The sequence below is a fragment of the Nocardia sp. NPDC050793 genome (assembly GCF_040654065.1).
Taxonomy (GTDB): Bacteria; Actinomycetota; Actinomycetes; order Mycobacteriales; family Mycobacteriaceae; genus Nocardia.
Genome location: NZ_JBFAHG010000001.1, coordinates 144,009 through 167,139, shown reverse-complemented (window position 1 = coordinate 167,139; position 23,131 = coordinate 144,009). Strand labels below are relative to the sequence as shown.

Below are 23,131 nucleotides of genomic sequence, written 5' to 3'. Positions count from 1 at the left end.
ATTTCCAGGCCCTCACTAGCATCGATGCGGCGAAGAGACCGAGAAATCCGAGGACGTGTGTTGACTACCGAACAACTTGACCGCTGGAACGCTCAGGAAGCCGCTGCGGAGGCGATGATCCCCATCATCGGCACGTTGTATCGGGCGAAGGGCGTGACGATCCTGCTGCACAGCCGCTCGCTGGTGAACAAGTCGGTGATCAGCATCCTGCGGACGCACCGGTTCGCGCGGCAGATCGAGGGCGAAGAGTTGTCGGTCGACGAGACACTGCCCTTCCTGCGCGTGCTCAGCGAGCTGGACCTGGGGCCGTGCAAGATCGATCTCGGTCAGCTGGTCATGGCGTATCGCGGCGACGATCGCGGACTGTCGATCCGCGAGTTCGCCGAAACGGTTCTGGCCGACGTGACCGATGGCAACAAGGCCCAGTCGCAGGGGCCGAGGGATGTCGTGCTCTATGGCTTCGGCCGCATCGGTCGTCTGGTCGCTCGTCTGCTCATCGAGAAGGTCGGATCCGGCAACGGGCTGAACGTGCGCGCCGTGGTGGTGCGCAGGGGAGGCGAGGGCGATCTGGTCAAGCGCGCGTCGCTGCTGCGAAGGGATTCGGTGCACGGCCAGTTCAACGGCACCATCAAGGTCGATGCCGAGAACAACACGATCATCGCGAACGGGAACGTGATCAAGTTCATCTACAGCGATGATCCGACCACGATCGACTACACGGAATACGGCATCGACAACGCGATCCTGATCGACAACACCGGCAAGTGGCGTGATCGCGACGGCCTGTCGCAGCATCTGCGCCCCGGCATCGCGAAGGTCGTGCTCACCGCGCCCGGTAAGGGCGACGTGCCGAACATCGTGCACGGTGTCAACCACCGCGACCAGGACCTGTCGCAGCAGATCTTCTCCTGCGCCTCGTGCACGACCAACGCGATCGTCCCGCCGCTCAAGGCCATGGACGACGAGTACGGCATCGTCCGCGGTCACGTCGAGACGGTCCACTCGTTCACCAACGACCAGAACCTGCTGGACAATTACCACAAGGCCGACCGCCGCGGCCGGTCCGCGCCGTTCAACCTCGTGCTCACCGAAACCGGCGCCGCGTCCGCGGTCGCGAAGGCGATGCCGGACTTCAAGGCGAAGATCACCGGCAACTCGATCCGCGTTCCCACCCCCGACGTGTCGGTCGCGATTCTGAACTTGCAGCTGGAGCGGGAGACGACCAAGGGCGACGTGCTCGACTACCTGCGTCAGGTTTCGCTCTCCGGTCCGTTGAGCCGGAACCTCGACTACACCGCCGCCACGGACGTGGTTTCCAGCGACTTCATCGGATCGCGCGCGGCGGCGATCATCGACGCCAATGCCACGATCGTCGAGGGCGACACCGCGATCCTGTACGTCTGGTACGACAACGAATTCGGCTACTCGTGCCAGGTGGTGCGGACGGTACAGTACATCTCGGGCATCGAGTATCCGACCTACCCCCAGCTCGGCGCCGCTCACGAGCTGGCCGCGGCCGACGCCGGGTAACGCGCACAGCCGCACGCTCGGCCGAGATGTCGGTCGGCGGCCGAGCGTTGCGGCACGGCGGATATTCGCTTCGGTCCATTGCTCTATGGGCCGAGAAGACATGCTCCCCAAGCCCTTTCGGCTGAGTCGACGCACGGCCATCGACAATGCGCTGCGCTACCCGATTTCGGTGATCGACGGGCGGCCGGGCACCGGGAAGACACAGACCATCCTGAATCTGATCGCCGGTATCGTCGTCGCCGAGTCGAATGGCCCTGCTGTCGAAATTTGATCGTCGTCGGCGACCTGCGGCAGTTGCAGTTGATGAATCTGCTGCCGGACACCCGCTTTGCTCAGCGACGAGCGGGCCAGATCGCGGGAGGTTCGCGCCCAACTGTGACTTGCATCACGTTTTGATAGCAGTTGGCTGATTCGCACCCCATAGCTTTCCATGCGCTTTGCGAAGTCTTTACCATTGGGACGACCTGTGCGCCATGAGGTCGCCGCTTCGCCGGAGTATTGCTAGAACCTGCAGCGCTGCTGAACCCGCTCCGCGCTCCACCAAGCTTCGCCCGCCGCTCGCCTTCGATGCCAGTGCATGTTGCCCCGATGAACCGGATCGGCTGCCGCCGAGACGGCGAAGGAGAACTATGTCGACCGACACCGATTCCGCACCACGGACGTCGCAGCGCCCGCGTTCTGCACCACGATGTCCCGGCTTCCCTCGTGGTTTTCCTTGTCGCCCTACCGCTTTCGCTCGGCATCGCGGTCGCGTCGGGTGCGGCGGGCCTGATTGCCGCGGTGGTCGGGGGTGTGGTGGCCGGTTGGAGACGCTGCGCGCCTATCCCGCCGTGCGCCATGGGATCGAGGAGCGGGGGGTGGCGGTGTCCGGCGGCGTCGAGACAGCGAACGGAAGGGGCTGTGCGACGGCGTATTTGGACGAAGGTGTGAACGATTTCACACCGAAAACGCGCTATGGAAAGTGACACTTCCACCGCGGTTCTCAGGCTTTGCTAAGTCTTTACCAATAGCCTTGAACGGGTTTACATCTCGGCCCGGTGCCGTGCCGGGAGCTGCTTCACCGCGAGATGCCGGTTCGCGGTCCATTGCCCTGCTGGACATGTTGATCGTCAACCGACCTCGGCGCTTCGACGTCGAGTCGGCGAAGGAGAAAGTCATGGCTGTCGAGAACGATCTCGCTCCACCACTGTCCCCACCCGCGCCGGGCCCCGGCGCGCTGTCCGATCGTCTGACATCCATCTTGCGACACGATCTGCCCGCGTCGATCGTGGTCTTCCTGGTCGCGCTGCCGCTGTCGCTCGGCATCGCGCTTGCCTCCGGCGCGCCCGTCGCCGCGGGCCTCATCGCCGCCGTGATCGGCGGCATCGTCGCTGGCACCCTCGGCGGCTCGGTGTTGCAGGTCAGCGGCCCGGCCGCGGGCCTGACCGTCGTCGTCGCCGAGTCCATCGACAAATTCGGCTGGCGGGTCACGTGTTTCATCGTGGTCGCCGCGGGCGTGCTGCAGATCGTCTTCGGGCTCAGCCGCATCGCGCGCGCCGCATTGGCGGTCGCGCCCGTGGTGGTGCACGCGATGCTCGCAGGCATCGGTATCACCATCGCGCTGCAGCAGATCCACGTGCTGCTCGGCGGCTCGTCGCACAGCTCGGCCTGGAACAACATCGTCGAGCTGCCCGGCCAGCTGATCTCGCTGCACGGCGGTGACGCGCTGGCCGGCGCCGCGGTGATCGCGGTGATGCTCGGCTGGAAGTACGCGCCGGAGAAGATCCGGGTCGTACCGGGCCCGCTGGTCGCGGTGTTCATCGGCACAGTGCTGTCGATGGTGCTGCCTACCGAGGTCGAGCGCATCGTGCTCGACGGCTCGTTGTTCGACGCCATCGGCTTGCCGCAGATCCCGGACGGCGGCTGGTCCTCGGTCGCGATCATGGTGCTCACCATCGCGCTGATCGCCAGCGTGGAGAGCCTGCTCTCCGCCGTCGCCGTCGACAAGATGCACACCGGACGCCGCACCAACTTCGACCGTGAGCTGATCGGCCAGGGTTCGGCCAACGTGCTGTCCGGCATGCTCGGCGGTCTGCCGGTCACCGGCGTCATCGTGCGCAGCGCCACCAACGTCCAGGCCGGCGCCCGCAGCCGCGCCTCGGCGATCATGCACGGCGTCTGGGTCCTGCTGTTCTCGGTGGCGCTGGCCGCCGTCGTGCAGCAGATTCCGAAGGCCGCGCTGGCGGGCCTGCTGATCGTGATCGGCATCCAGCTGGTCAAGCTCGCCCACATCAAGCTGGCTCGCCGCACCGGCGACCTGCTGGTCTACGCGGCGACGATCCTCGGCGTGGTCTTCCTGAACCTCCTCGAGGGCGTGATGATCGGTCTCGTGCTGGCCTTCGGCCTGCTGCTGTGGCGGGTGGTGCGCGTGGCGATCACCGCCAAGCAGATTCCGCAGTCGCAGCGCTGGCTGGTCACCATCGACGGTTCCTGCACCTTCCTCGCGCTGCCGAAGCTGTCCGCCGAGCTGGCCAAGGTGCCCGCGGGCGCCGACGTGACCGTCGAGATGACCGTCGACTTCCTCGACCACGCCGCCTTCGAGGCCATCGAGGAGTGGGTGCGCCAGCAGGAGCACGGCGGCGGCAGCGTCGACTTCGTGGAGATCGGCACCGTGCGGATGGCCGACGCGCTGGCCGGACCGCCCGCGCGCGGTTTCGGTCGCGCGGTGTGGGACGAGATCCTCGGACCGTGGCGGCGCGAGGACGAGCACCCGAACCCGCTCGCCGCGGGCGTCGCGGCCTTCCACCGCAGCCACGCGCACGTGGTGCGGCCGCACCTGGACGGACTGGCCGACCGGCAGGATCCGGACTCGTTCTTCCTGACCTGCTCCGACTCCCGCATCGTGCCCAACGTCATCACCAACAGCGGCCCAGGCGACCTGTTCACCGTCCGCAACGTCGGCAACCTGGTGCCGGAGGCGGGTGACGCCTCGGTGGAGGCGGCGCTGGTCTTCGCGCTCGAGGAGCTGAACGTGCGCTCGGTGGTCGTCTGCGGCCACTCGTCCTGCGGCGCGATGAAAGCGCTGTACTCGGGCGCCGACACCGGTCCCGGCATCGGGCCGTGGCTGGCGCACGCGCATCCGAGCCTGGAGAGGTTCCGTGCCGGTCATCCGGTGGCCGACGCGGCCAGCGCCGCGGGCTACGGCGAGGTGGACCAGCTGAGCATGGTGAACGTGGCGCTGCAGCTGGAGACGCTGCACCGGCACCCGGCGGTGCGCAGCGCCGTGCTCGAGCGCGGTGTCCGCGTCTCGGGTCTGTTCTTCGACATCGCCAACGCGCGGGTCATCGAGGTGACGATCGACGGGCTGGCCCATATCGACGACGCGGACGAGCCCGCCGTGCCCGTGCTTGTCTGATCGATAGGCGGGGACGACCCGCGGGAGCCGCCTCGGTTCCCGCGGGTTTCTCCATGTTTGCCAGCGTGTGAGAGCGATTCCGGGCTCCGATGTTCTCGTACGCTGGCTGATGTGAGTGCCGAGCTGGACCAGAAACCGACCGACGAGCCGACCGGGTGGCGCGCCTTCCGCACCGGAGTGGCCAACCGGCCTACGCTGAATCTCGCCTACCGGATCGGTGTGGCGGTGATCGGCCTTCTGGTGCTGGCTCTCGGCATCCTGGCGATTCCGTACCCCGGTCCTGGCTGGGCGATCGTGTTCGCCGGACTCGGCATCCTCGCCACCGAATTCGCCTGGGCGCGCCGGGCGCTGACCTGGCTGCGGGACAGGTACCGGCAGGGTATGGCCTGGTATGCCTCGCGGGGCGCGGCCATGCGGGCGACCGCGGCAATAGCCACTGTGTTGCTGGTTGTCGCGACGCTCTGGGTTCTCGGCACGTTCGGATTGGTCGGCGGCTGGATCGGAGTCGAATCGGAATGGTTGCGCAGTCCCCTGGCGCGGTGAGCACGGTCCCCGGCACGACGCTCACGCGGCCGGAATGGCTGACCGCGCGGATCGCGGAGATGGGCCGGTCATGGGGCACCTCGTCGCCGCGGATCGCGGGCACGCTGTGGTGGTGCATGGTCGCCTCCGCGCTGGTGGAGCCGCTGGCACGCGCCGCAGCGGCGGGACAGCCGCCGCCGGAACCGGCGCTCGACCGCATCGACTGCGAGATCCGGCCCGACGGCGGCGTCGAGCGCGTTCGGATCGCGGCCTGTGTTGCCACCGATGCCGCGCGGTCCGCGGCGGTGCTGCGCGAGACCCTGGCCGTGGTGATCCCGGCCGTGGCCGCAGTCTCCGGCGCGGGCGTGCCCGCGCTCTGGGCCATCGCCGCCGACGCGATGGGCAACCGCGCCCTCGACGCGGGCGACGGCGAAGCGGGAGCCGAACTGGCCGCCCTGGTGGGCGGGAGACTGCCCGAACCGCGCTTCGTGACGATCGGCGGCCGCACCTTCGTCCGCCGGATCTCCTGCTGCCTGGTGTTCGAGATCCCGGGCTGCGAGATGTGCACGAGCTGCCCCAAGCGCCCCGCCGCCGAACGCGAGGCGCTGCTCGCGAAGCTCGCCGCGCAGTCCTGATCCGCACGCTCGCGGCCGCGATATTCGAGTTGCGCGCGCCCGGATGTGCTGCAAGATGGGTGCCGACACGCCGACAACGAGCTACCCCACGGCGACACCAGGTTTCGCGAGCGCACCGACCCCTGCACCAATACGCCCAGAACCCGGCATGCAACGCGGCCACCGGCTCGTGCGGCCAGGCCAGAGGCGCTCGCGACCGGCGCGAATCGCACGGCGGCGGGACCGCTAGCATTGGTCGCGCCGGAGCGATTGCCGCCCGGTGACGCCGCGGGAACAGGCCCGCCCACGTAACGCCAAGGAGAGCGCCGCCGTGACCACCTCAGCCCCGATCAGCCCAGCCACCCTCGTCCGGGTGCAGGCCGGGACTACGGCGGGCGCCGCGGTGCGCGAAGCGGGTCTACCGACCAAGGGGCCCGACACCATCGTCGTGGTGCGGGATGCCGAGGGCGCGCTCAAGGACCTTTCCTGGACCCCGGACACCGACGTCGAGGTCGAGGCGGTCGCCGCGAGTACCGAGGACGGCCGCAGCGTGATCAGGCACTCCGCAGCGCACGTGCTCGCGCAAGCCGTGCAGCAGGAGTTCCCCGAGGCCAAGCTGGGCATCGGCCCGCCCATCAAGGACGGCTTCTACTACGACTTCCGGGTCGACCGCCCGTTCACCCCCGAGGATCTGGCCAAGCTGGAATCCCGGATGAAGAAGATCGTCAAAGGCGCGCAGCGCTTTTCGCGCCGCGTCGTGGAGATCGACGAGGCCCGCGCCGAGCTGGCGGGCGAGCCGTTCAAGCTCGAGCTGATCAGCGACAAGTCCGGCATCGACGATCCCGAGGTCATGGAGGTCGGCGGCAAAGAGCTGACCATCTACGACAACCTGGATCCGCGCACCGGTGAGAAGGTCTGGGGCGACCTGTGCCGCGGCCCGCACATCCCCACCACCAAGTTCATCCCGGCCTTCAAGCTGACCCGTAGCTCGGCCGCCTACTGGCGCGGCGACCAGAACCGCGAGGACCTGCAGCGCGTCTACGGCACCGCCTGGGAATCCCAGGAGGCCATGGACGAACACCTGCACCTGCTCGCCGAGGCCGAGCGCCGCGACCATCGCAAGCTCGGACTGGAACTTGACCTGTTCAGCTTCCCCGACGAACTCGGCTCCGGCCTTCCGGTGTTCCACCCCAAGGGCGGCATCATCCGCAAGGAGCTCGAGGAGTACTCGCGCCGCCGCCACGTGGCCGCGGGCTACGAGTTCGTGAACACCCCGCACATCACCAAGGGGCATCTGTTCGAGGTCTCCGGGCACCTGGACTGGTACCGCGACGGCATGTTCCCGGCCATGCACCTGGACGCCGAGCTCAACGAGGACGGCACCGTCCGCAAGCCCGGCCAGGACTACTACGTCAAGCCGATGAACTGCCCGATGCACAACCTGATCTTCCGCGCCCGTGGCCGGTCGTATCGGGAACTGCCGCTGCGGCTCTTCGAGTTCGGCTCGGTCTACCGCTACGAGAAGTCCGGCGTGGTGCACGGCCTGACCCGGGTGCGCGGCATGACCCAGGACGACGCGCACATCTACTGCACCAAGGAGCAGATGCACGCGGAGCTGACCGACACGCTGCGCTTCGTGCTCGATCTGCTCAAGGACTACGGCCTGGACGACTTCTACCTGGAACTGTCCACCAAGGACCCGGAGAAGTTCGTCGGCTCCGACGAGATCTGGGAGGAGGCCACCCAGACCCTGTCCGAGGTCGGCTCGGCCTCCGGCCTGGAACTCGTGCCCGATCCGGGCGGGGCGGCGTTCTACGGTCCGAAGATCTCGGTGCAGGCCAAGGACGCGCTCGGCCGCACCTGGCAGATGTCGACCATCCAGCTCGATTTCAACCTGCCGGAGCGCTTCGACCTGGAATACACCGCCTCCGACGGCACCAAGCAGCGGCCGGTGATGATCCACCGCGCGCTGTTCGGCTCCATCGAGCGCTTCTTCGGCGTGCTCACCGAGCACTACGCGGGCGCCTTCCCCGCTTGGCTCTCGCCGGTGCAGGCGGTCGGCATCCCGGTCGCGGAAGCCTTTGCGCCGCACCTGGATCGGGTGATCGAGCTGCTGCACGCCGAGGGCATCCGCGCCCAGGTGGACCGCAGCGACGACCGGATGCAGAAGAAGATCTTCAACAACACCGCGCAGAAGGTGCCGTTCATGCTGCTCGCGGGCGAGCGCGACGTGAACGCGGGCGCGGTGAGCTTCCGTTTCCGGGACGGCACCCAGGTCAACGGTGTGCCGGTCGCCGACGCGGTGGCCACCATCGTGGCGTGGATCGCGCGCCGCGAGAACGCTTCGCCCACCGCCGACGGGTTCGAGATCGTGTCGGCGGGTCCGGCATGACCGCGGACGGGCTGTACGGCCTGGACGACACGGAGCAGGGGAAGATCGTGGACATCGGCGCAGGTGATCCCGATCGGCTGCAACGAATCTGGACGCCGTACCGGATGTCCTATATCACCGAGGCTGCGGGATCCCGCCCGAACGACGCCACCGGGCACCCGTTCACCGACATCCCCAAGATGTCCGACGAGGACGGCCTGATCGTCGCCCGCGGTGAGCTCGTATACGCGGTGCTCAACCTGTACCCGTACAACCCGGGGCACATGATGGTGGTGCCGTACCGCAGGGTGGCCAACCTGGAGGACCTCACCGAGGCCGAGAGCGCCGAGTTGATGGCGTTCACGCAGCGGGCCATCCGGGTGATGAAGGCCGTCTCGCGCCCGCACGGTTTCAACGTCGGGCTCAATCTCGGCGGCATCGCGGGCGGCTCGCTGGCCGACCACCTGCACCAGCACATCGTGCCGCGCTGGGGCGGGGACGCGAACTTCATCACCGTGGTCGGCGGGGTCAAGGTGATGCCGCAGTTGCTGCGCGAGACCAGGGACCTGCTCGCCGCCGCGTGGAAGGAAACGGAGTGAGCAACCGTCGCGGTGCGTCGTCCGTCCGAATCGACCGGGCGCGGGTGTAGCCGGTGCTCAGCTTCTTCGGCCGCGAGACGTTCGCCAAGGCCACCGCTCCGCTGGGCAAAGCGCTGGTTCGCACCGGCCTGACGCCGGACGCCGTCACCCTGATCGGCACGGCCGCCACGATCACAGCCGCGGTCACGCTCTTCCCGACCGGTCACCTGTTCTGGGGAACGATGGTGATCTGGTTGTTCGTCATGTTCGACATGCTCGACGGCGCCATGGCCCGCGCCCGCGGCGGCGGCACGAAGTACGGTGCGGTGCTCGACGCCACCTGCGACCGGGTCGCCGACGGCGCGATCTTCGGCGGCCTCGCCTGGTGGGCGGTGTACCACGAGCACAACAAGTGGCTGTTCTTCGCCACCCTGGTGGTGCTGGTGACCTCGCAGGTGATCTCCTACGCCAAGGCGCGCGCCGAGGCGAGCGGCCTGTCCGCCGACGGCGGCATCATCGAGCGCCCCGACCGGCTGATCATCGTGCTCGTCGGCGCGGGTCTCACCGGTATCGGCGGTCACTGGGGGATCGAGTGGCTCACCTGGGCGGTGCACGTGGCCATGTGGATCCTCGCGGTGCTCAGCATCGTGACGGTGTTCCAGCGGGTGCTCGCGGTGCGCAATTCGCCCGGCGCGCGCGAGGTGATCCCGCCCGCCGCGCCGCAGGAGGCGCGGTGAGCGCGCTCGAAGTCCGCGCATTGTTCCTGGTTGTCGGTCGTATCGTCGGTGATGTGGGATCGGGGGAGCGGTGAGTATCGCGGAACGGTTGAGCGACGCCGGATACGCGGTGGGCTGGCGACTGGTCCGGGCGCTTCCGGAGGGCACAGCCCGCAGGCTGTTCGACTGGGGCGGCGAGCGCGCGGCGCGCAACGGCGGCCCGAGCCAGTTGCGGCGCAATCTTGCCCGCGTGCTCGGCGTGCCGCCGGAGCAGGTGCCCGACGACCTGATCCGGGCGAGCATGCGCTCCTACGCGCGGTACTGGCGCGAGGCGTTCCGGCTGCCGACGATGGATCACGCGGCGCTGGGCAAGTCGGATCGGCTGCCGGTGGACGGACTGGGGCACCTGGACGCGGCGCTGGCCGAGGGGCGCGGCGTTCTCTTGGTGCTGCCGCATTCCGGGAACTGGGATATGGCCGGGATGTGGTGTGTCCAGAACTACGGCGGTCTCACCACGATTGCCGAGCGCCTGAAGCCGGAGTCGCTGTTCGAGCGGTTTGTCGCCTACCGTGAGAGCCTCGGTTTCGAGGTGTTCCCGCTGACCGGGGGCGAGCAGCCGCCGTTCGGCCTGCTTGCGGATCGCCTGCGCGAGAACAAGATCGTCTGCCTGATGGGCGAGCGCGATCTCACCGGTCGCGGGGTGCCGGTCACCTTCTTCGGTGAGCGCACCTGGATGCCCGCGGGTGCGGCCAAGCTGGCCATCGAGACCGGCGCCGCACTCGTGCCGGTGCACGCCTGGTTTACCGTCGATGACGGCGGCGTGGAGGCCTGGGGCCTGAAATGCGAAGAGCCGGTGGATGTCTCGGGTGGCGTCGGAGCGGCGACGCAGCTGCTGGCGGACCGTTTCGCCGCCAATATCGCCGAGCACCCCGCCGACTGGCACATGCTGCAACCGCTGTGGGAGAGCGATCTGTCCGAGGAACGCCGAGCCAGGATCGCCGCCGCGCAAGCCGGGCCCGCGGCGCGCAGCGGCAGAGACGAGGCGTCGTGAAGATCGGCATGGTCTGCCCGTATTCGTTCGACGTGCCCGGCGGCGTGCAGGCGCATGTGGTGGACCTGGCCCGGGTGCTCATCGAGCGCGGGCACCGGGTGAGCGTGCTCGCGCCGGCCTCGGAGGGCACCGCGCTGCCGGAGTTCGTGGTCTCGGCCGGACGCGCGGTGGCGATTCCTTACAACGGCTCGGTGGCCAGGCTCTCCTTCGGGCCCATGGCCTACACCAGGATTCGCCGCTGGATCGACGGCAACGATTTCGACGTGCTGCACATCCACGAGCCCAACGCGCCGAGCCTGTCCATGCTCGCGCTCAAGATCGCCGAGGGCCCGATCGTCGCGACATTCCACACCTCCACCACGAAATCGTTGGTGCTCAGCACTTTTCAGGGCGTGCTCCGGCCGTACCACGAGAAGATCAGCGGCCGGATCGCGGTGTCGGAGCTGGCCAGGCGCTGGCAGGTGGAGGCGCTCGGATCCGACGCGGTGGAGATTCCCAACGGCGTCGACGTGACCGCCTTCGCGCGCGCGCCGATGCTGCCCGGCTATCCCCGCGCCGGCGGCACGGTGCTTTTCCTCGGCCGATACGACGAACCGCGCAAGGGCATGGACGTGCTGCTCGGCGCGCTGCCGGAGCTGGTGCGCCGCCACCCCGGCCTGGAGATCCTGATCGTCGGGCGCGGTGACGAGGAACGCCTGCGCCGCGAGGCCGGACCGAACGCCGGGCACCTGCGCTTCCTCGGCCAGGTCTCCGACGAGGAGAAGGCCTCGGCCATGCGCAGCGCCGACGTCTACGTGGCGCCCAACCTCGGCGGCGAGAGCTTCGGCATCATCCTCATCGAGGCCATGGCCGCAGGCACCGCCGTGGTGGCCAGCGAACTCGACGCGTTCCGCCGGGTGCTGCGCGACGGAACCGCGGGCATGCTCGTCCCGGTCGGCGATTCGGTGCGGCTCGCGGCCGCGCTGGATACCGTGCTGACCGACGAGGTGCGCAGGGAATCGCTGGTGCGCACAGCGAATCAGGTGGTCGGCGAATACGACTGGCCAGTGGTGGCCGAGCAGATCCTGCGCGTCTACGAGACCGTCACCATCGGCGACACCCGGGTGCGGGCCGCCGGATGATCACCTTCTCCGCCACAACGGTCCTCGTTCTCGCGCTCATCGCGGCCGTCGTCGTCGCGATCGGCGTGTGGGCCTACTCGACGGCGAACCGGCTGGACCGGCTGCACGTGCGCTCCGATCAGTCCTGGCAGGCACTGGACTCGGCGCTGGCGCGGCGGGCGGTGGTGGCCCGCGCGGTCGCGATGGCGATCGCGGGTCCGGTCTCCGATCCGGCGCTGGCCGGCCAGGCCAAACACCTGTCCGGCCTGGCCGATCGGGCCGAACGCGCCGGACGCGCCGAGCGCGAGACGGTGGAGAACCAGCTCTCCTCGGCGCTGTCGGCCGTCGACATCGCGCTGCTGCGCCCGCAGCTGGTCGCCGAACTCGCCGACGCGGAGGCCAGGGTGCTGATCGCCCGGCGCTTCCACAACGACGCGGTCCGCGACACGCTCGCGCTGCGCACCCGCCGGTCGGTGCGCGTGCTCCATCTCGGCGGTACCGCGCCGCTGCCGACCTATTTCGAGATCACCGAGCGCGCGACCCCCGCTGCGTCGACGGGTCTCGCGGTGGACACCATTCGCACGTCGGCGCGGATCGTGCTGCTCGACGAGCAGGACCGGGTGCTGCTGATGCGCGGCAACGATCCGAAGACCCCGCGGGTCTCGTTCTGGTTCACCATCGGCGGCGGGGTGGACCCGGGAGAGACGCTGCGGGCCGCCGCCGTGCGCGAACTGTGGGAGGAGACCGGATACCGCGCCGACCCGGAGAGCCTGCGCGGTCCGATCTGGCGACGCGTCGCGGTGTTCCCGTTCGACGGGCAGCTGATCCGCGCCGAGGAACTGTTCTTCACGCTGCGGGTGCGCGGTTTCACGCCCGATCCGGGCAACCTCACCGCGATCGAGCGCCGATCCATCACCGGGCACCGCTGGTGCGCACCCGCCGACATCGCCGCCATCGATCGATCCGGCGAGACCGTCTACCCCTACCACCTGGACGAACTGCTCCCGGAGGCCGTCACGATCGCGGCCGGATCCGACGACCCCGAGGTCCGTTCCATCCGCTGAGGCCTCTTGACGCGGCTGTGATCTCCTTCACGATCGTGATAGCTTCGTGACTGGATCGCGCCTCGGCGGGTATCCGGATTCGGTGCTCCTCGACGGTGCGGAGCAGTCCCTGTCTGGTGTTGGAGGTAGCTAGTTCATGTCGTATCTGCTGTTCGATTTCCTGTTGCCGATCCTGGGTCCGGCGGCCGCGGAGTACTGGGCGCAGCTGCTGGTCGTGGCCCCGCTCTGAGTCCGGTGGACCCGGCGATTCCGCGAGCGCGCAGGGCCACTCGATAGCGAAGGGTTCGCCGGGTTCCCGGCGCTGATGGCGTGTGTCACGTCGCGCCCAGCTGGCTCCCGAGTCGACCTCGGCACCAGTCCAGTGGCCCTCGACTGGCTATCAAGTGGCTTTCTCGGCCCACCTAGAATGAGGTCGTTTCGTTCCGCGCGACTTGACAGGCGCACATGACTCAGGAGTTTGCCGTGACCACGCCCGAGACCACCAACACCGTCGGCACCGCCCGCGTCAAGCGCGGCATGGCCGAGATGCTCAAGGGCGGGGTGATCATGGACGTCGTCACCCCCGAGCAGGCCAAGATCGCCGAGGACGCGGGCGCGGTCGCGGTCATGGCGCTGGAGCGGGTGCCCGCCGACATCAGGGCGCAGGGCGGCGTGTCCCGGATGAGCGACCCGGACATGATCGACGGCATCATCAGCGCCGTCTCCATCCCGGTCATGGCGAAGGCCCGCATCGGCCACTTCGTGGAGGCGCAGATCCTGCAGAGCCTCGGCGTCGACTACATCGATGAGTCCGAGGTGCTCACCCCCGCCGACTACGCCAACCACATCGACAAGTGGAACTTCACCGTTCCCTTCGTCTGCGGCGCCACCAACCTGGGTGAGGCGCTGCGCCGCATCACCGAGGGCGCGGCCATGATCCGCTCGAAGGGCGAGGCGGGCACCGGCGACGTGTCCAACGCGACCACCCACATGCGCCAGATCCGCCAGGAGATCCGCAAGCTCGCCGCGCTGCCCGCCGACGAGCTCTACGTCGCGGCCAAGGAGCTGCAGGCTCCCTACGAGCTGGTCCGTGAGGTCGCCGAGACCGGCAAGCTGCCCGTCGTGCTGTTCACCGCGGGCGGCATCGCCACCCCGGCCGACGCCGCGATGATGATGCAGCTCGGCGCCGAGGGCGTGTTCGTCGGCTCGGGCATCTTCAAGTCCGGCAACCCGGCGCAGCGCGCCGCCGCCATCGTCAAGGCCACCACCTTCTACGACGACCCCGACGTGCTGGCGAAGGTCTCGCGCGGTCTCGGCGAGGCCATGGTCGGCATCAACGTCGAGGAGATCGCGCAGCCGCACCGGCTCGCCGAACGCGGCTGGTGATGCGTACCTGCGCCTTCGCTCCGGCCATGCGCGGGCATTCGACGGACTTCGTCCGGCAGCGCTGATCAGGGCCGCGGGCTTGCCGCACTTCCCGTTTCGTCACGCCCGGTCCCAGGCCGCAGCCAGGGGCCGGGCGTTTCGGTTCGCGATCGTCTCGACTCTTCGACCCGCCACATCGCGATCTCAGAGTTCCCACAGAGCCGCTGAGTAGGTTTCGGTGCACGACGAGCTGCACGGTCGCCGGTGCCGCCGACCGATTCGAACGCAAAGGATCAGAGTTGAAGCTTCGCAAGATCGGAAGAGTCGCGATCGCAGGCCTGGCCGTCGCGGCCGCGCTGAGCCTGACGGCGTGCGGCAGCGACGACAAGAGCGAGGACGCCAAGCCTGCCCGCACCACCACCAGCGTCAGGGCGAGTGCCGCGGCGAACGTGCCGCCGGTGCCGACCGTGGAGCAGCTGAACACGCAGCTGCAGCGGGCACTCGACCCGGCGGTGCCGACCCAGGAGAAGCTGGCGATGATCCAGGGCGCCGAGGCCGATCCCGAGCTGCCCGGCCGGCTGGCAGAGTCCTACCAGCAGACCGGGGCCAGTGTCGTGGTGACCGAGGTGACCGCCTTCGGCGACACCATCAACGCCAAGGCCAAGATCGTGCTCAACGGCCAGGAGAACATCGCGGACGTGCCGTTCGTCGCCGAGAACGGCACCTGGAAGGTCCAGAAGGCGTGGGCTTGCGGGATGCTGACCAACCTCGGTCAGCAGTCGACGGCCTGCGCCTGACAGCGTTGATCCGCCGGAGCGCGGATCGTGCCGCACACGTTTCGGCGGGCGAGTGGCACACAACGTCGGGGGTGGCGGAAGCTCCGCTACCGCTGTGTGTGCCACTCGTCGAACACCGCCGTCGATGACACCCGGTCGCGCATCGCGGCCGGGTTTTCGCTTTCCAGACCGGCGCGGCGGGGGATTCGGCTGGTTCGCCGTGCGGCGCAACAGGATATGACGCGGCGGAGGGTTCAGGTACCGCTCAGCGCGGGTCGGTCGGGATGATCCCAGCGCACCGAAAACGTTGGGATCTCGGGATTCTCGCGGTCGTAGCGCAGCAGAGCGGGGATGGTCCAGTGCTCGTCCGGCGGTGTCAGGCGGCGCAGCGCCGCTTCGCTGAGGTCCAGGCGCACCGTCAGGTCGAAAGCGAGGTCGCGGCCGAGGAGCATGGGTCCGGCGAGGAACAGCACCAGATCGGCGGGTGCGGCGCGGACGGCGGCGCGGGCCGAGCGGTCGGCGGCCTCGTCCCACAGCGCGGGCAGCCAGCGGCCGTGCTCGCGCAGCGCGCCGACGACCTCGCGGTGGACCGCATCGTAATCGAACCACGCTGTGCGGTAGGAGTATTCGTCCTCGCGGCCGAACTCCATGCGCAGCGAGGCGGGACGCACGTAGTCGTGTAGTGAGAGCGCATCGGCGGACCGGCCCGTCCCGCGCAGGCGTTCCGCGGCGAGTCTCGCGAACGCGGCCGGTTGTGCGGCGTCGGCCCCGTCGACGGCGATCAGGCGGCGGCCAGGGAGCGCCAGGACCCGGTCGACGAGCAGGTCGGTGAGGCCGTCCTGGGTGATCGGCACGAACTGCGGCACCGCTCCATCACAGCAGACGCGCCGCCGGGATGCTCCGCGCGGCCACGATCGCGCGGAGTCGCCGCGGCGAAGGCGCTGCGCGGTGTGACCGGCGCGACATTCCCGGCGCTGCTGGCGAATTCCGAGCATCCGCTCACGCGAGGGGACCGGTGGCCGAGCGAGAGGAACCGGACGCTGCGGGTTAACCTCAGCGCATGGCGACAATCGAAGAGGCATTGGAGATCGAACGGCTGGAGCGGGACATCTTCCGTGGCGCGTCCACGAAGACCCAGCTGGCCCGCACCTTCGGCGGTCAGGTCGCCGGGCAGGCTCTGGTATCGGCGGTGCGCACCGTGGAGCCGCGGTTCCAGGTGCATTCGCTGCACGGGTACTTCCTGCGTCCCGGCAATCCGCAGGAACCCACCGTGTACCTGGTCGAGCGGATCCGGGACGGCCGGTCCTTCTGCACCCGCCGGGTCACCGGCGTGCAGGACGGCGCGGCGATCTTCACCATGTCGGCTTCGTTCCACGTCGGCGACGAGGGCCCGGAGCATCAGGATGTGATGCCCGAGGTGGCGGCGCCGGACAACCTGCCCGACGCGCAGACCTCGATGAGCCCGGAACGACTCTGGGCGATGCGCGAATGGGAGCACTGGGACATTCGCACCGTGCCGCAGGATTCGGTGTCGCGCCGCGACGGCGTGGTCTCCCAGCAGCAGGTGTGGTTCCGCTACCGGCACCCGCTGCCCGATGACCCGCTGTTCCACGTCTGCACGCTGGCCTACATGAGCGACATGACGCTGCTCGGCTCCTCCAAGGTCACCCATCCCGACGAGCCGACCCAGGACGCGTCGCTGGACCACGCGATGTGGTTCCTGCGCCCGTTCCGCGCCGACGACTGGCTGCTCTACGACCAGTCCTCGCCCTCGGCCGGTTTCGGTCGCGCGCTCACCGGCGGCAAGATCTTCAACCGCGAGGGCAAACTGGTCGCCGCGGTCGTGCAGGAAGGACTGATCCGCACCCCGCGGAGCTAGGCCCTTGGCGTCCTCGCCGGAGCCCTCGCCCGCGACGCTCCAGCGCGCGCACAACCGCGACCCTTGTGCAGGCAATTTCTCGAGGCCGCGACCAGGCCGTCGATCCGCGGCGGGGAAGGGTCTTCGATTTTCCGCATGGCGGGGCGCGGCACAACAGCAGCCACATTCGTGAGCGTCACCCCGCTTCCTGGTATCCGGGCCCGCCGTTGACGCAACTTTGACGGCGACCGTGAGCGGGCCCACAGTGCCCGGGCTCGTAAGCTCGGCGGGGTGAACGCATCATCGGTCGCCGCACCCGCCGCGGAGGCGCGGCAGACGTCGTCCCGGCCCACCATTGGCGTGCTGGCGCTGCAGGGCGATGTGCGCGAACACGTCTCGGCGCTGGAGCACTGCGGTGCGCAGCCGGTGCTGGTGCGGCGGGCCGCCGAGCTGGCCGCAGTGGACGGACTGGTGCTGCCGGGCGGCGAGTCGACCGCGATCAGCAAGCTGCTCGAGGCCTTCGAGCTGCTCGAACCGCTGCGCGCGCGGCTGCGCGACGGCATGCCCGCCTTCGGTTCCTGCGCGGGCATGATCCTGCTGGCCTCGGAGGTGCTCGACACCCGTCCGGACGCCCAGCATCTTTCCGGCATCGATATGACGGTGCGCCGCAACGCCTTCGGACGCCAGGTCGACTCCTTCGAGACCGATCTCGATTTCGCGGGCCTGGACGACGGCCCGGTACGGGCGGTGTTCATTCGCGCGCCGTGGGTCGAGCGGGCGGGCGAGGGCGTCGAGGTGCTGGCGACGGTGCCCTCCGGGCCGTTCGCAGGCCGCGTCGTCGCGGTGCGCCAGGGCAAGGTGCTCGCCACCTCTTTCCACCCCGAGGTGACCGGTGACCTGCGGGTGCACCGCATGTTCGTCGAGCTGGTCCGCGCTGCGTAGTTCGCGCCGGAAGCGCGGGTGAATCGGGTAACCGAGTACTCGTGTTTCGGCGCTGCGTGCGGTGCAGCATCGCTTCCATCCGGGCGATCCGGACCGACCCGGACGTGGTGGCGACACCACCCGACGAACGAAGCACGCTCATGACCGAAGTCATTCCCGCCCGCCCTGAGGGCAAGAAGGAACCGGTGCCTGCCGAGTCCCGGATCCTCAACCTGGTCCCGTCCCGCGATACCGAGCGGGATTGGACGTTCACCGACGCACTGGCCGTCGGCGCGCTCGGCGCGGTCGCCGCGCTGCCCTCCTCGGTGGACCTGCGCCGCAACTGGTGGACCATCGGCGACCAGGAGGACACCGGGTCCTGTGTCGGCTGGGCGACCGGCGACGGACTGATGCGCTACCACCTGGTGACCGCGAACAAATTGAGCGACGAGCGCCGCGTCTCACCGCGGTTCGTGTGGATGGCCTCCAAGGAGACCGACGCGTTCTCCCAGCGGCCGGAGACCTTCATCGAGGGCGCGGGCACCGAGCTGAAGGCGGCCGTCGAGGTCTGCAAGAAGTACGGCGTCGTCGAGGAGGCGTTTCTGCCGTTCCGCATCCAGACCAAGATGTACCTCGGTCAGGAGAACACCTTCTGGGCGCACGCGGCCACGCTGCGCATCGCCTCGTATTTCAATGTCGGCAAGAGCCTCAACCAGTGGCGCTCCGTGCTGGCAGGCGGCAGCCCGATCCTCGCGGGCCTCACGGTGGACGACACCTGGGACAGCGCCACCGGCAACGGCGGCTTCCTGGAGGAATTCGCGGCGGGCACCGAACGCGGCGGGCACGCCGTCGCCATCGTGGGCTACCTGCCGAGCGGACACTTCATCGTCCGCAACAGCTGGGGCACCGCTTGGGGCGACAAGGGCTTCGCGTACGCGTCGCCGGACTATGTCCGTGGCGCGTTCTTCCCGGAGGCGTACGTGGTCTCGCTGTGAGTTCTCGGCGCGCCGGGCGGGACTCACGGGTCCTGCCCCGGTCGCACGAGGGAATGGGGGCGCAAGCCCGGGCGGACGGCGTCTATTAGGCTGGTGGAGTTGTCCATCAACCGACCCGAAGGAAGTAGGGAATGAGCGGCCACTCCAAATGGGCCACCACCAAGCACAAGAAGGCCGCGATCGACGCCAAGCGGGGCAAGCTCTTCGCGAAGCTGATCAAGAACATCGAGGTGGCGGCCCGCACGGGTGGCGGTGATCCGGATGGCAACCCGACGCTGTACGACGCCATTCAGAAGGCCAAGAAGTCGTCGGTCCCCAACGACAACATCGAGCGCGCCCGCAAGCGCGGCGGCGGTGAAGAAGCGGGCGGAGCCGACTGGCAGACCATCATGTACGAGGGTTACGGCCCCAACGGCGTCGCGGTGCTCGTCGAGTGCCTCACCGACAACCGCAACCGCGCCGCCGGCGAGGTGCGCGTCGCGATGACCCGCAACGGCGGCAACATGGCCGACCCGGGCTCGGTGTCCTACCTTTTCCACCGCAAGGGCGTCATCACCCTGGAGAAGAACGGCCTGTCCGAGGACGACGTGCTGATGGCCGTGCTGGACGCGGGCGCCGAGGAGGTCAACGACCTCGGCGAGTCGTTCGAGATCATCAGCGACCCGAGCGATCTGATCGACGTGCGCAAGGCGCTGCAGGCGGCCGGGATCGACTACGACTCCGCCGAGTCCGGCTTCCAGCCCTCGGTGTCGGTCGCGGTCGACGCCGACGCGGCGCGCAAGGTGTTCAAGCTGGTCGACGCGCTCGAGGACAGCGACGACGTGCAGAACGTCTACACCAACGTGGACGTCTCCGACGAGGTCCTCGCGCAGCTGGACGACTGAGCTCGACCGGACGACTGAGGTTGTCCGGACGAACGATTCGGCACCACAGCGAGCCCCGGCCCCGATGCGGCCGGGGCTCGCCGTCTTTCCGGGTCAGCCGACCTGCTCGCGGTAGTACTCGGCCATCGACGGGTAGTAGTCGTCGAAGTTCGGTCTTTCGGCGCCCTCCAACGCGGCGCCGAACATGTCCATGTAGTACTCCCAGCCCGGTCCGACCTGCGGCGCCTGCGCGATCTCGGCGTCGGTGCGCAAATGCTGGGTGAAACGCAGCTCGGTGACGCCATCGGTTTCGGTCAGCCGTACGTCCAGGAACCAGGACCCGGCGTCGTCGATCGCGGAGAGCGCGAGCCGATGCGGAGGTTCGCAGGCGTCGATGGTCATCTCCATCCACGGCTGGTCCTCTTCGTAGGCCATCTGCACCTTCACGGTGCGGCCTGGCCCCGCCTTCCCGGTCCACGCACCGAACCAGCGCGCGGTGCGGTCCGATTCGGTGAGGCTCGCCCACACGTCCTCGACGGGGGCGCGGTAGGTCCTGGTCAGGACCAGATCGCGGCCCTGGTCGGCGGGCAGCAGGCGCCCGGTCGGTCGTTTGGTCATGCCGTGTTCTCCCTTGTGGTGCCGTCGCCCGGCGGCTGCTTGCGCTCCCGGCGGGTCCGGTAGATCTCGGTGTCGAGTGCGTCGAGGCGATGCGCCCAGCCCACGGGCCGGTCGAAGCGCGCGATCCAGGCGCCAAGGGCGGCGAGCGGTTCGGCGTCGAGTATGTAGAAGCGCTGCCTGCCGACCAGTTCGTCGTGCACCAGCCCGCTCTCGCGCAGCACCCGCAGGTGCCTGCTGACCGCGGGCCTGCTGATCTCGAATCGCTCGGCGATCGCACCGGCGGTCAGCCTGGCGCCGTGCAGCATCTCCAGGATTTCCCGGCGTATCGGGTCGGCGATCGCCGCCGCCACCTCGTCCACGAAAGAAGCGTAACTACTTGGTTACGCATTTGTCCACGGAGCGATTCGGGACAGGGTGGTGAGCGGAAGATCGCAGGTCATCGATCCACGCGGAATGTCAACGGCGGCAGGGAACTCTCCGTACGCGGTGGCGCGCGCCGAGGGTCGGCGCGCACCGGACGTGACCGCGAGGCATCCGTGGGCGACCGATCCGGGGATCGCCCACGCGAGAGGCCGGCCCCTTGGCTATTCGGCGACCTTCGTGCGGTCGCACCACTCGTAGACGGTCAGGCGACCCGATTCGGTGTCGGCCTGCCGCTGGGTGACCCTGAAGTGTTCGTAACCGCCCTTGAAGGGGATTTTGAGCTCGATCCCCGGCGGGGTGATGGGAACGATCCGCTCCGGCAAGTCCGCGGGCCCGCCTTCGAGGATGGCTTTCGCACCGTTGCTCATCAACCGATGGTAGTTCCGGGAGCGCCGCGGCCTCGGTATTTTCGCGGGACCGCGGGGCGCGGGAGAATCCACCGTATGGTCTCCCTCGAGTTCGTGCGTGGCGACATCACCGAGCAGGCGGTCGACGCGGTGGTCAACGCGGCCAATTCCTCGTTGCTCGGTGGCGGCGGGGTCGACGGCGCCATTCATCGCAAGGGCGGTCCCGACATCCTGGCCGCGTGCCGCGACCTGCGCGCGTCGCGCTACGGCAGGGGCCTGCCCACCGGCAAGGCTGTGGCCACGACGGCGGGCCGGTTGCCCGCCCGCTGGGTCGTGCACACGGTCGGCCCGGTCTGGTCGGCAGGCGAGGACCGTTCCGAGCTGCTGGCCTCCTGCTACCGCGAATCCTTGCGAGTCGCCGACGAACTCGGGGCGCGGACGGTCGCCTTCCCGGCCATCTCCACCGGCATCTACGGCTGGCCGATCGAGGACGGCGCGCGCATCGCGGTCGAGACCGTGCGCGCGGCGAAGACCGCGGTCGAGACCGTGCGCTTCGTGCTCTTCGACGAACGCGCCTACACGGCCTTCGCCGCGCAGATATAGGCGTACCTCTGCCTTCGCTCCGGCCATGCGCGGGCTGTAGACGGACTGCGTTCGGCGGCGCTCATCAGCCGCCTCGCTCCGGCTGTTCGCGGACTGCGTCCGGTCACGCCCGATCGGCGCGACCCGGTGGCTCCGGCTGTGCCCGGTTTGTCGGAGGACGGCGCAGGACGGGCGTCGTCCAGGGTCACGCACCGTGTCGCTGGTGACCGCAACCGCCGCGCTCCGTTAGACTCTCGAACAGTTGTTCGTGTCTGGGAGAGGGGAATTCGTGCGGGTGATGGGCGTCGACCCCGGGCTCACCCGGTGCGGCCTCAGCATCGTGGAGGGTGGGCTCGGCCGCAAAGTCACCGCGCTCGACGTCGATGTGGTGCGCACCCCCGCGGACATGGAGCTGGCGCAGCGGCTGATGCGGGTCGCCGACGTCGCCGAGGAGTGGATGGACATCCACCGGCCCGCGGCGGTGGCGATCGAGCGGGTGTTCGCCCAGCACAATGTGCGCACCGCGATGGGCACCGCTCAGGCGGGCGGCGTGATCGCCTTGGCGGCGGCGCGGCGCGGGATCCCGGTGGCATTCCACACGCCGAGCGAGGTGAAGGCCGCGGTCACCGGCAACGGCACCGCGGACAAGGCGCAGGTGACCGCGATGGTCACCCGCATCCTCGGTCTCCAGGTCGCGCCCAAACCGGCGGACGCGGCGGATGCGCTGGCGTTGGCGATCTGTCATTGTTGGCGGGCGCCGCTGCTGGAGCGGATGGCTGTGGCCGAGGCCAAGGCGGCCGAGGCGCGGCGGCGCTACACCGAACGACTGGCGGAACAACGGAAGGCGGTGCGCGGGTGATCGCGTCGGTACGCGGCGAGGTGCTGGAGATCGCACTCGACCACGCGGTGGTCGAGGCGGCGGGCGTCGGCTACCGGCTCAACGCGACCCCCTCGACGCTGGCCGCGCTGACCCGCGGCGAGGAAACCCGCCTCTACACCGCGATGATCGTCCGCGAGGACTCGATGACGCTGTACGGCTTCGCCGACACCGAGGCGCGCGACCTGTTCGGTCTGCTGCAGACGGTCTCCGGCGTCGGGCCGCGCCTGGCCATGGCCGTGCTCGCGGTGCTCGAGCCGGAGGCGCTGCGCAAGGCGCTGGCCGAGAGCAATGTCGCGGCGCTGACCAGGGTGCCCGGCATCGGCAAGCGCGGCGCCGAGCGCATGGTGGTGGAACTGCGTGACAAGGTGAATCTCGTTCCGGTGCAGGCGGGCCCGCCGGGCAGCGCTCCCGCTCCGGTGCTCACCCCCGTGCGCGAGCAGGTCGTCGAAGCGCTGACCGGGCTGGGATTCCCGGCCAAGCAGGCCGAACAGGCGGTGGACACCGTACTGGCCGACCAGCCCGCCGCCGACACCTCCACCGCGCTGCGCGCCGCGCTCGCGCTGCTCGGCAAGAACCGATAGGCC

At 69.1% G+C, this 23,131-nt stretch carries 25 protein-coding genes; 21 read left to right on the top strand and 4 right to left on the bottom strand.

All coding sequences use genetic code 11. The features are described 5' to 3' along the window. Positions 1-60 precede the first annotated feature (60 nt). The 14 genes from AB0H50_RS00730 (at position 61) to AB0H50_RS00665 (ending at position 15,081) form a co-directional block, all read left to right on the top strand. Complete coding sequence (locus AB0H50_RS00730) at positions 61-1,530, top strand: glyceraldehyde-3-phosphate dehydrogenase (RefSeq protein WP_357444608.1); 1,470 nt, start codon at positions 61-63, stop codon at positions 1,528-1,530. Between the two features lie 85 nt (positions 1,531-1,615). Continuing rightward, positions 1,616-1,801 (top strand): hypothetical protein, encoded by a 186-nt coding sequence (locus AB0H50_RS00725; protein ID WP_357444605.1) that lies wholly within the window; start codon positions 1,616-1,618, stop codon positions 1,799-1,801. Positions 1,802-2,333: 532 nt separating this feature from the next. Further along, positions 2,334-2,495: a hypothetical protein gene (locus AB0H50_RS00720; protein ID WP_357444602.1), complete on the top strand. Its 162-nt coding sequence runs from the start codon at positions 2,334-2,336 to the stop codon at positions 2,493-2,495. 191 nt (positions 2,496-2,686) lie between these two features. Beyond that, a complete protein-coding gene (locus AB0H50_RS00715; RefSeq protein WP_357444599.1) occupies positions 2,687-4,924 on the top strand; it encodes a bifunctional SulP family inorganic anion transporter/carbonic anhydrase in 2,238 nt (745 codons plus the stop codon). A gap of 111 nt (positions 4,925-5,035) precedes the next feature. Continuing rightward, positions 5,036-5,467 (top strand): TIGR02611 family protein, encoded by a 432-nt coding sequence (locus tag AB0H50_RS00710; protein WP_357444596.1) that lies wholly within the window; start codon positions 5,036-5,038, stop codon positions 5,465-5,467. Continuing rightward, positions 5,464-6,081: a (2Fe-2S)-binding protein gene (locus AB0H50_RS00705; protein WP_357444593.1), complete on the top strand. Its 618-nt coding sequence runs from the start codon at positions 5,464-5,466 to the stop codon at positions 6,079-6,081. Before AB0H50_RS00710 ends, AB0H50_RS00705 begins: the two co-directional genes overlap by 4 nt. Before the next feature lie 310 nt (positions 6,082-6,391). After that, a complete protein-coding gene (thrS, locus tag AB0H50_RS00700) occupies positions 6,392-8,452 on the top strand; it encodes a threonine--tRNA ligase (protein ID WP_357444590.1) in 2,061 nt (686 codons plus the stop codon). Then, positions 8,449-9,030, top strand: a complete 582-nt coding sequence (locus AB0H50_RS00695; protein ID WP_357444587.1) for an HIT domain-containing protein — start codon at positions 8,449-8,451, stop codon at positions 9,028-9,030. Before thrS ends, AB0H50_RS00695 begins: the two co-directional genes overlap by 4 nt. A 53-nt stretch (positions 9,031-9,083) precedes the next feature. After that, positions 9,084-9,746, top strand: coding sequence for a phosphatidylinositol phosphate synthase (gene pgsA / locus AB0H50_RS00690; protein ID WP_357444584.1), 663 nt, complete (start codon positions 9,084-9,086; stop codon positions 9,744-9,746). A 70-nt stretch (positions 9,747-9,816) separates the two neighbouring features. Beyond that, the gene (locus tag AB0H50_RS00685; protein WP_357444581.1) at positions 9,817-10,776 is read left to right on the top strand and encodes a phosphatidylinositol mannoside acyltransferase; all 960 of its coding nucleotides are present in this window, start codon (positions 9,817-9,819) and stop codon (positions 10,774-10,776) included. After that, positions 10,773-11,897, top strand: a complete 1,125-nt coding sequence (locus AB0H50_RS00680) for a glycosyltransferase family 4 protein (RefSeq protein ID WP_357444578.1) — start codon at positions 10,773-10,775, stop codon at positions 11,895-11,897. Before AB0H50_RS00685 ends, AB0H50_RS00680 begins: the two co-directional genes overlap by 4 nt. After that, positions 11,894-12,940 (top strand): NUDIX domain-containing protein, encoded by a 1,047-nt coding sequence (locus AB0H50_RS00675; protein ID WP_357444575.1) that lies wholly within the window; start codon positions 11,894-11,896, stop codon positions 12,938-12,940. The genes AB0H50_RS00680 and AB0H50_RS00675 overlap by 4 nt, the downstream gene beginning before the upstream one ends. A 444-nt stretch (positions 12,941-13,384) precedes the next feature. Continuing rightward, complete coding sequence (gene pdxS, locus AB0H50_RS00670) at positions 13,385-14,305, top strand: pyridoxal 5'-phosphate synthase lyase subunit PdxS (protein WP_357444572.1); 921 nt, start codon at positions 13,385-13,387, stop codon at positions 14,303-14,305. 278 nt (positions 14,306-14,583) lie between these two features. Further along, positions 14,584-15,081 carry a hypothetical protein gene (locus tag AB0H50_RS00665; RefSeq protein WP_357444569.1) on the top strand — a complete coding sequence of 166 codons (498 nt, stop codon included), beginning with the start codon at positions 14,584-14,586 and terminating at the stop codon, positions 15,079-15,081. A gap of 233 nt (positions 15,082-15,314) precedes the next feature. On the opposite strand, the gene AB0H50_RS00660 is transcribed toward AB0H50_RS00665, so the two are convergent. After that, positions 15,315-15,926 (bottom strand): hypothetical protein, encoded by a 612-nt coding sequence (locus tag AB0H50_RS00660; protein WP_357444566.1) that lies wholly within the window; start codon positions 15,924-15,926, stop codon positions 15,315-15,317. Between the two features lie 194 nt (positions 15,927-16,120). On the opposite strand from AB0H50_RS00660, the gene AB0H50_RS00655 reads away from it, so the two are divergent. From AB0H50_RS00655 to AB0H50_RS00640, 4 genes are all read left to right on the top strand, one after another. Continuing rightward, entirely contained in the window at positions 16,121-16,939 is an 819-nt protein-coding gene (locus AB0H50_RS00655) for an acyl-CoA thioesterase II (RefSeq protein WP_357444563.1), read from the top strand. A gap of 270 nt (positions 16,940-17,209) precedes the next feature. Beyond that, on the top strand, positions 17,210-17,860 hold the full coding sequence (gene pdxT, locus AB0H50_RS00650) for a pyridoxal 5'-phosphate synthase glutaminase subunit PdxT (RefSeq protein WP_357444560.1): 651 nt from the start codon (positions 17,210-17,212) through the stop codon (positions 17,858-17,860). 140 nt (positions 17,861-18,000) lie between these two features. After that, the gene (locus AB0H50_RS00645; protein ID WP_357444557.1) at positions 18,001-18,834 is read left to right on the top strand and encodes a C1 family peptidase; all 834 of its coding nucleotides are present in this window, start codon (positions 18,001-18,003) and stop codon (positions 18,832-18,834) included. Between the two features lie 131 nt (positions 18,835-18,965). Then, positions 18,966-19,718 carry a YebC/PmpR family DNA-binding transcriptional regulator gene (locus tag AB0H50_RS00640; protein WP_357444554.1) on the top strand — a complete coding sequence of 251 codons (753 nt, stop codon included), beginning with the start codon at positions 18,966-18,968 and terminating at the stop codon, positions 19,716-19,718. Positions 19,719-19,811: 93 nt separating this feature from the next. Here AB0H50_RS00640 and AB0H50_RS00635 read toward each other — a convergent pair whose 3' ends face one another. The 3 genes from AB0H50_RS00635 to AB0H50_RS00625 form a co-directional block, all read right to left on the bottom strand. After that, positions 19,812-20,315 (bottom strand): SRPBCC family protein, encoded by a 504-nt coding sequence (locus AB0H50_RS00635; RefSeq protein ID WP_357444551.1) that lies wholly within the window; start codon positions 20,313-20,315, stop codon positions 19,812-19,814. Next, positions 20,312-20,674, bottom strand: coding sequence for a metalloregulator ArsR/SmtB family transcription factor (locus tag AB0H50_RS00630; protein WP_357444548.1), 363 nt, complete (start codon positions 20,672-20,674; stop codon positions 20,312-20,314). Before AB0H50_RS00630 ends, AB0H50_RS00635 begins: the two co-directional genes overlap by 4 nt. A gap of 225 nt (positions 20,675-20,899) precedes the next feature. Next, the gene (locus tag AB0H50_RS00625; RefSeq protein WP_357444545.1) at positions 20,900-21,106 is read right to left on the bottom strand and encodes a DUF5988 family protein; all 207 of its coding nucleotides are present in this window, start codon (positions 21,104-21,106) and stop codon (positions 20,900-20,902) included. Between the two features lie 75 nt (positions 21,107-21,181). Here AB0H50_RS00625 and AB0H50_RS00620 point away from each other — a divergent pair, with 75 nt between their 5' ends. From AB0H50_RS00620 to ruvA, 3 genes are all read left to right on the top strand, one after another. Continuing rightward, positions 21,182-21,688 carry an O-acetyl-ADP-ribose deacetylase gene (locus tag AB0H50_RS00620; RefSeq protein ID WP_357444542.1) on the top strand — a complete coding sequence of 169 codons (507 nt, stop codon included), beginning with the start codon at positions 21,182-21,184 and terminating at the stop codon, positions 21,686-21,688. A gap of 268 nt (positions 21,689-21,956) precedes the next feature. Then, a complete protein-coding gene (gene ruvC, locus AB0H50_RS00615) occupies positions 21,957-22,526 on the top strand; it encodes a crossover junction endodeoxyribonuclease RuvC (RefSeq protein ID WP_357447128.1) in 570 nt (189 codons plus the stop codon). Next, positions 22,523-23,128, top strand: a complete 606-nt coding sequence (gene ruvA, locus AB0H50_RS00610) for a Holliday junction branch migration protein RuvA (protein WP_357444539.1) — start codon at positions 22,523-22,525, stop codon at positions 23,126-23,128. The genes ruvC and ruvA overlap by 4 nt, the downstream gene beginning before the upstream one ends. Positions 23,129-23,131 lie beyond the last annotated feature (3 nt).

Bases quoted from the DNA above. Each gene is read 5' to 3' on its own strand.
- AB0H50_RS00640 (WP_357444554.1), top strand. From the start codon at position 18,966: ATGAGCGGCCACTCCAAATGGGCCACCACCAAGCACAAGAAGGCCGCG.
- AB0H50_RS00655 (WP_357444563.1), top strand. From the start codon at position 16,121: ATGGCGACAATCGAAGAGGCATTGGAGATCGAACGGCTGGAGCGGGAC.
- AB0H50_RS00725 (WP_357444605.1), top strand. From the start codon at position 1,616: ATGGGCCGAGAAGACATGCTCCCCAAGCCCTTTCGGCTGAGTCGACGC.
- AB0H50_RS00715 (WP_357444599.1), top strand. From the start codon at position 2,687: ATGGCTGTCGAGAACGATCTCGCTCCACCACTGTCCCCACCCGCGCCG.
- pdxS (WP_357444572.1), top strand. From the start codon at position 13,385: ATGACTCAGGAGTTTGCCGTGACCACGCCCGAGACCACCAACACCGTC.
- AB0H50_RS00635 (WP_357444551.1), bottom strand. From the start codon at position 20,315: ATGACCAAACGACCGACCGGGCGCCTGCTGCCCGCCGACCAGGGCCGC.
- AB0H50_RS00645 (WP_357444557.1), top strand. From the start codon at position 18,001: ATGACCGAAGTCATTCCCGCCCGCCCTGAGGGCAAGAAGGAACCGGTG.
- AB0H50_RS00625 (WP_357444545.1), bottom strand. From the start codon at position 21,106: ATGAGCAACGGTGCGAAAGCCATCCTCGAAGGCGGGCCCGCGGACTTG.
- AB0H50_RS00675 (WP_357444575.1), top strand. From the start codon at position 11,894: ATGATCACCTTCTCCGCCACAACGGTCCTCGTTCTCGCGCTCATCGCG.
- AB0H50_RS00695 (WP_357444587.1), top strand. From the start codon at position 8,449: ATGACCGCGGACGGGCTGTACGGCCTGGACGACACGGAGCAGGGGAAG.
- AB0H50_RS00620 (WP_357444542.1), top strand. From the start codon at position 21,182: ATGGTCTCCCTCGAGTTCGTGCGTGGCGACATCACCGAGCAGGCGGTC.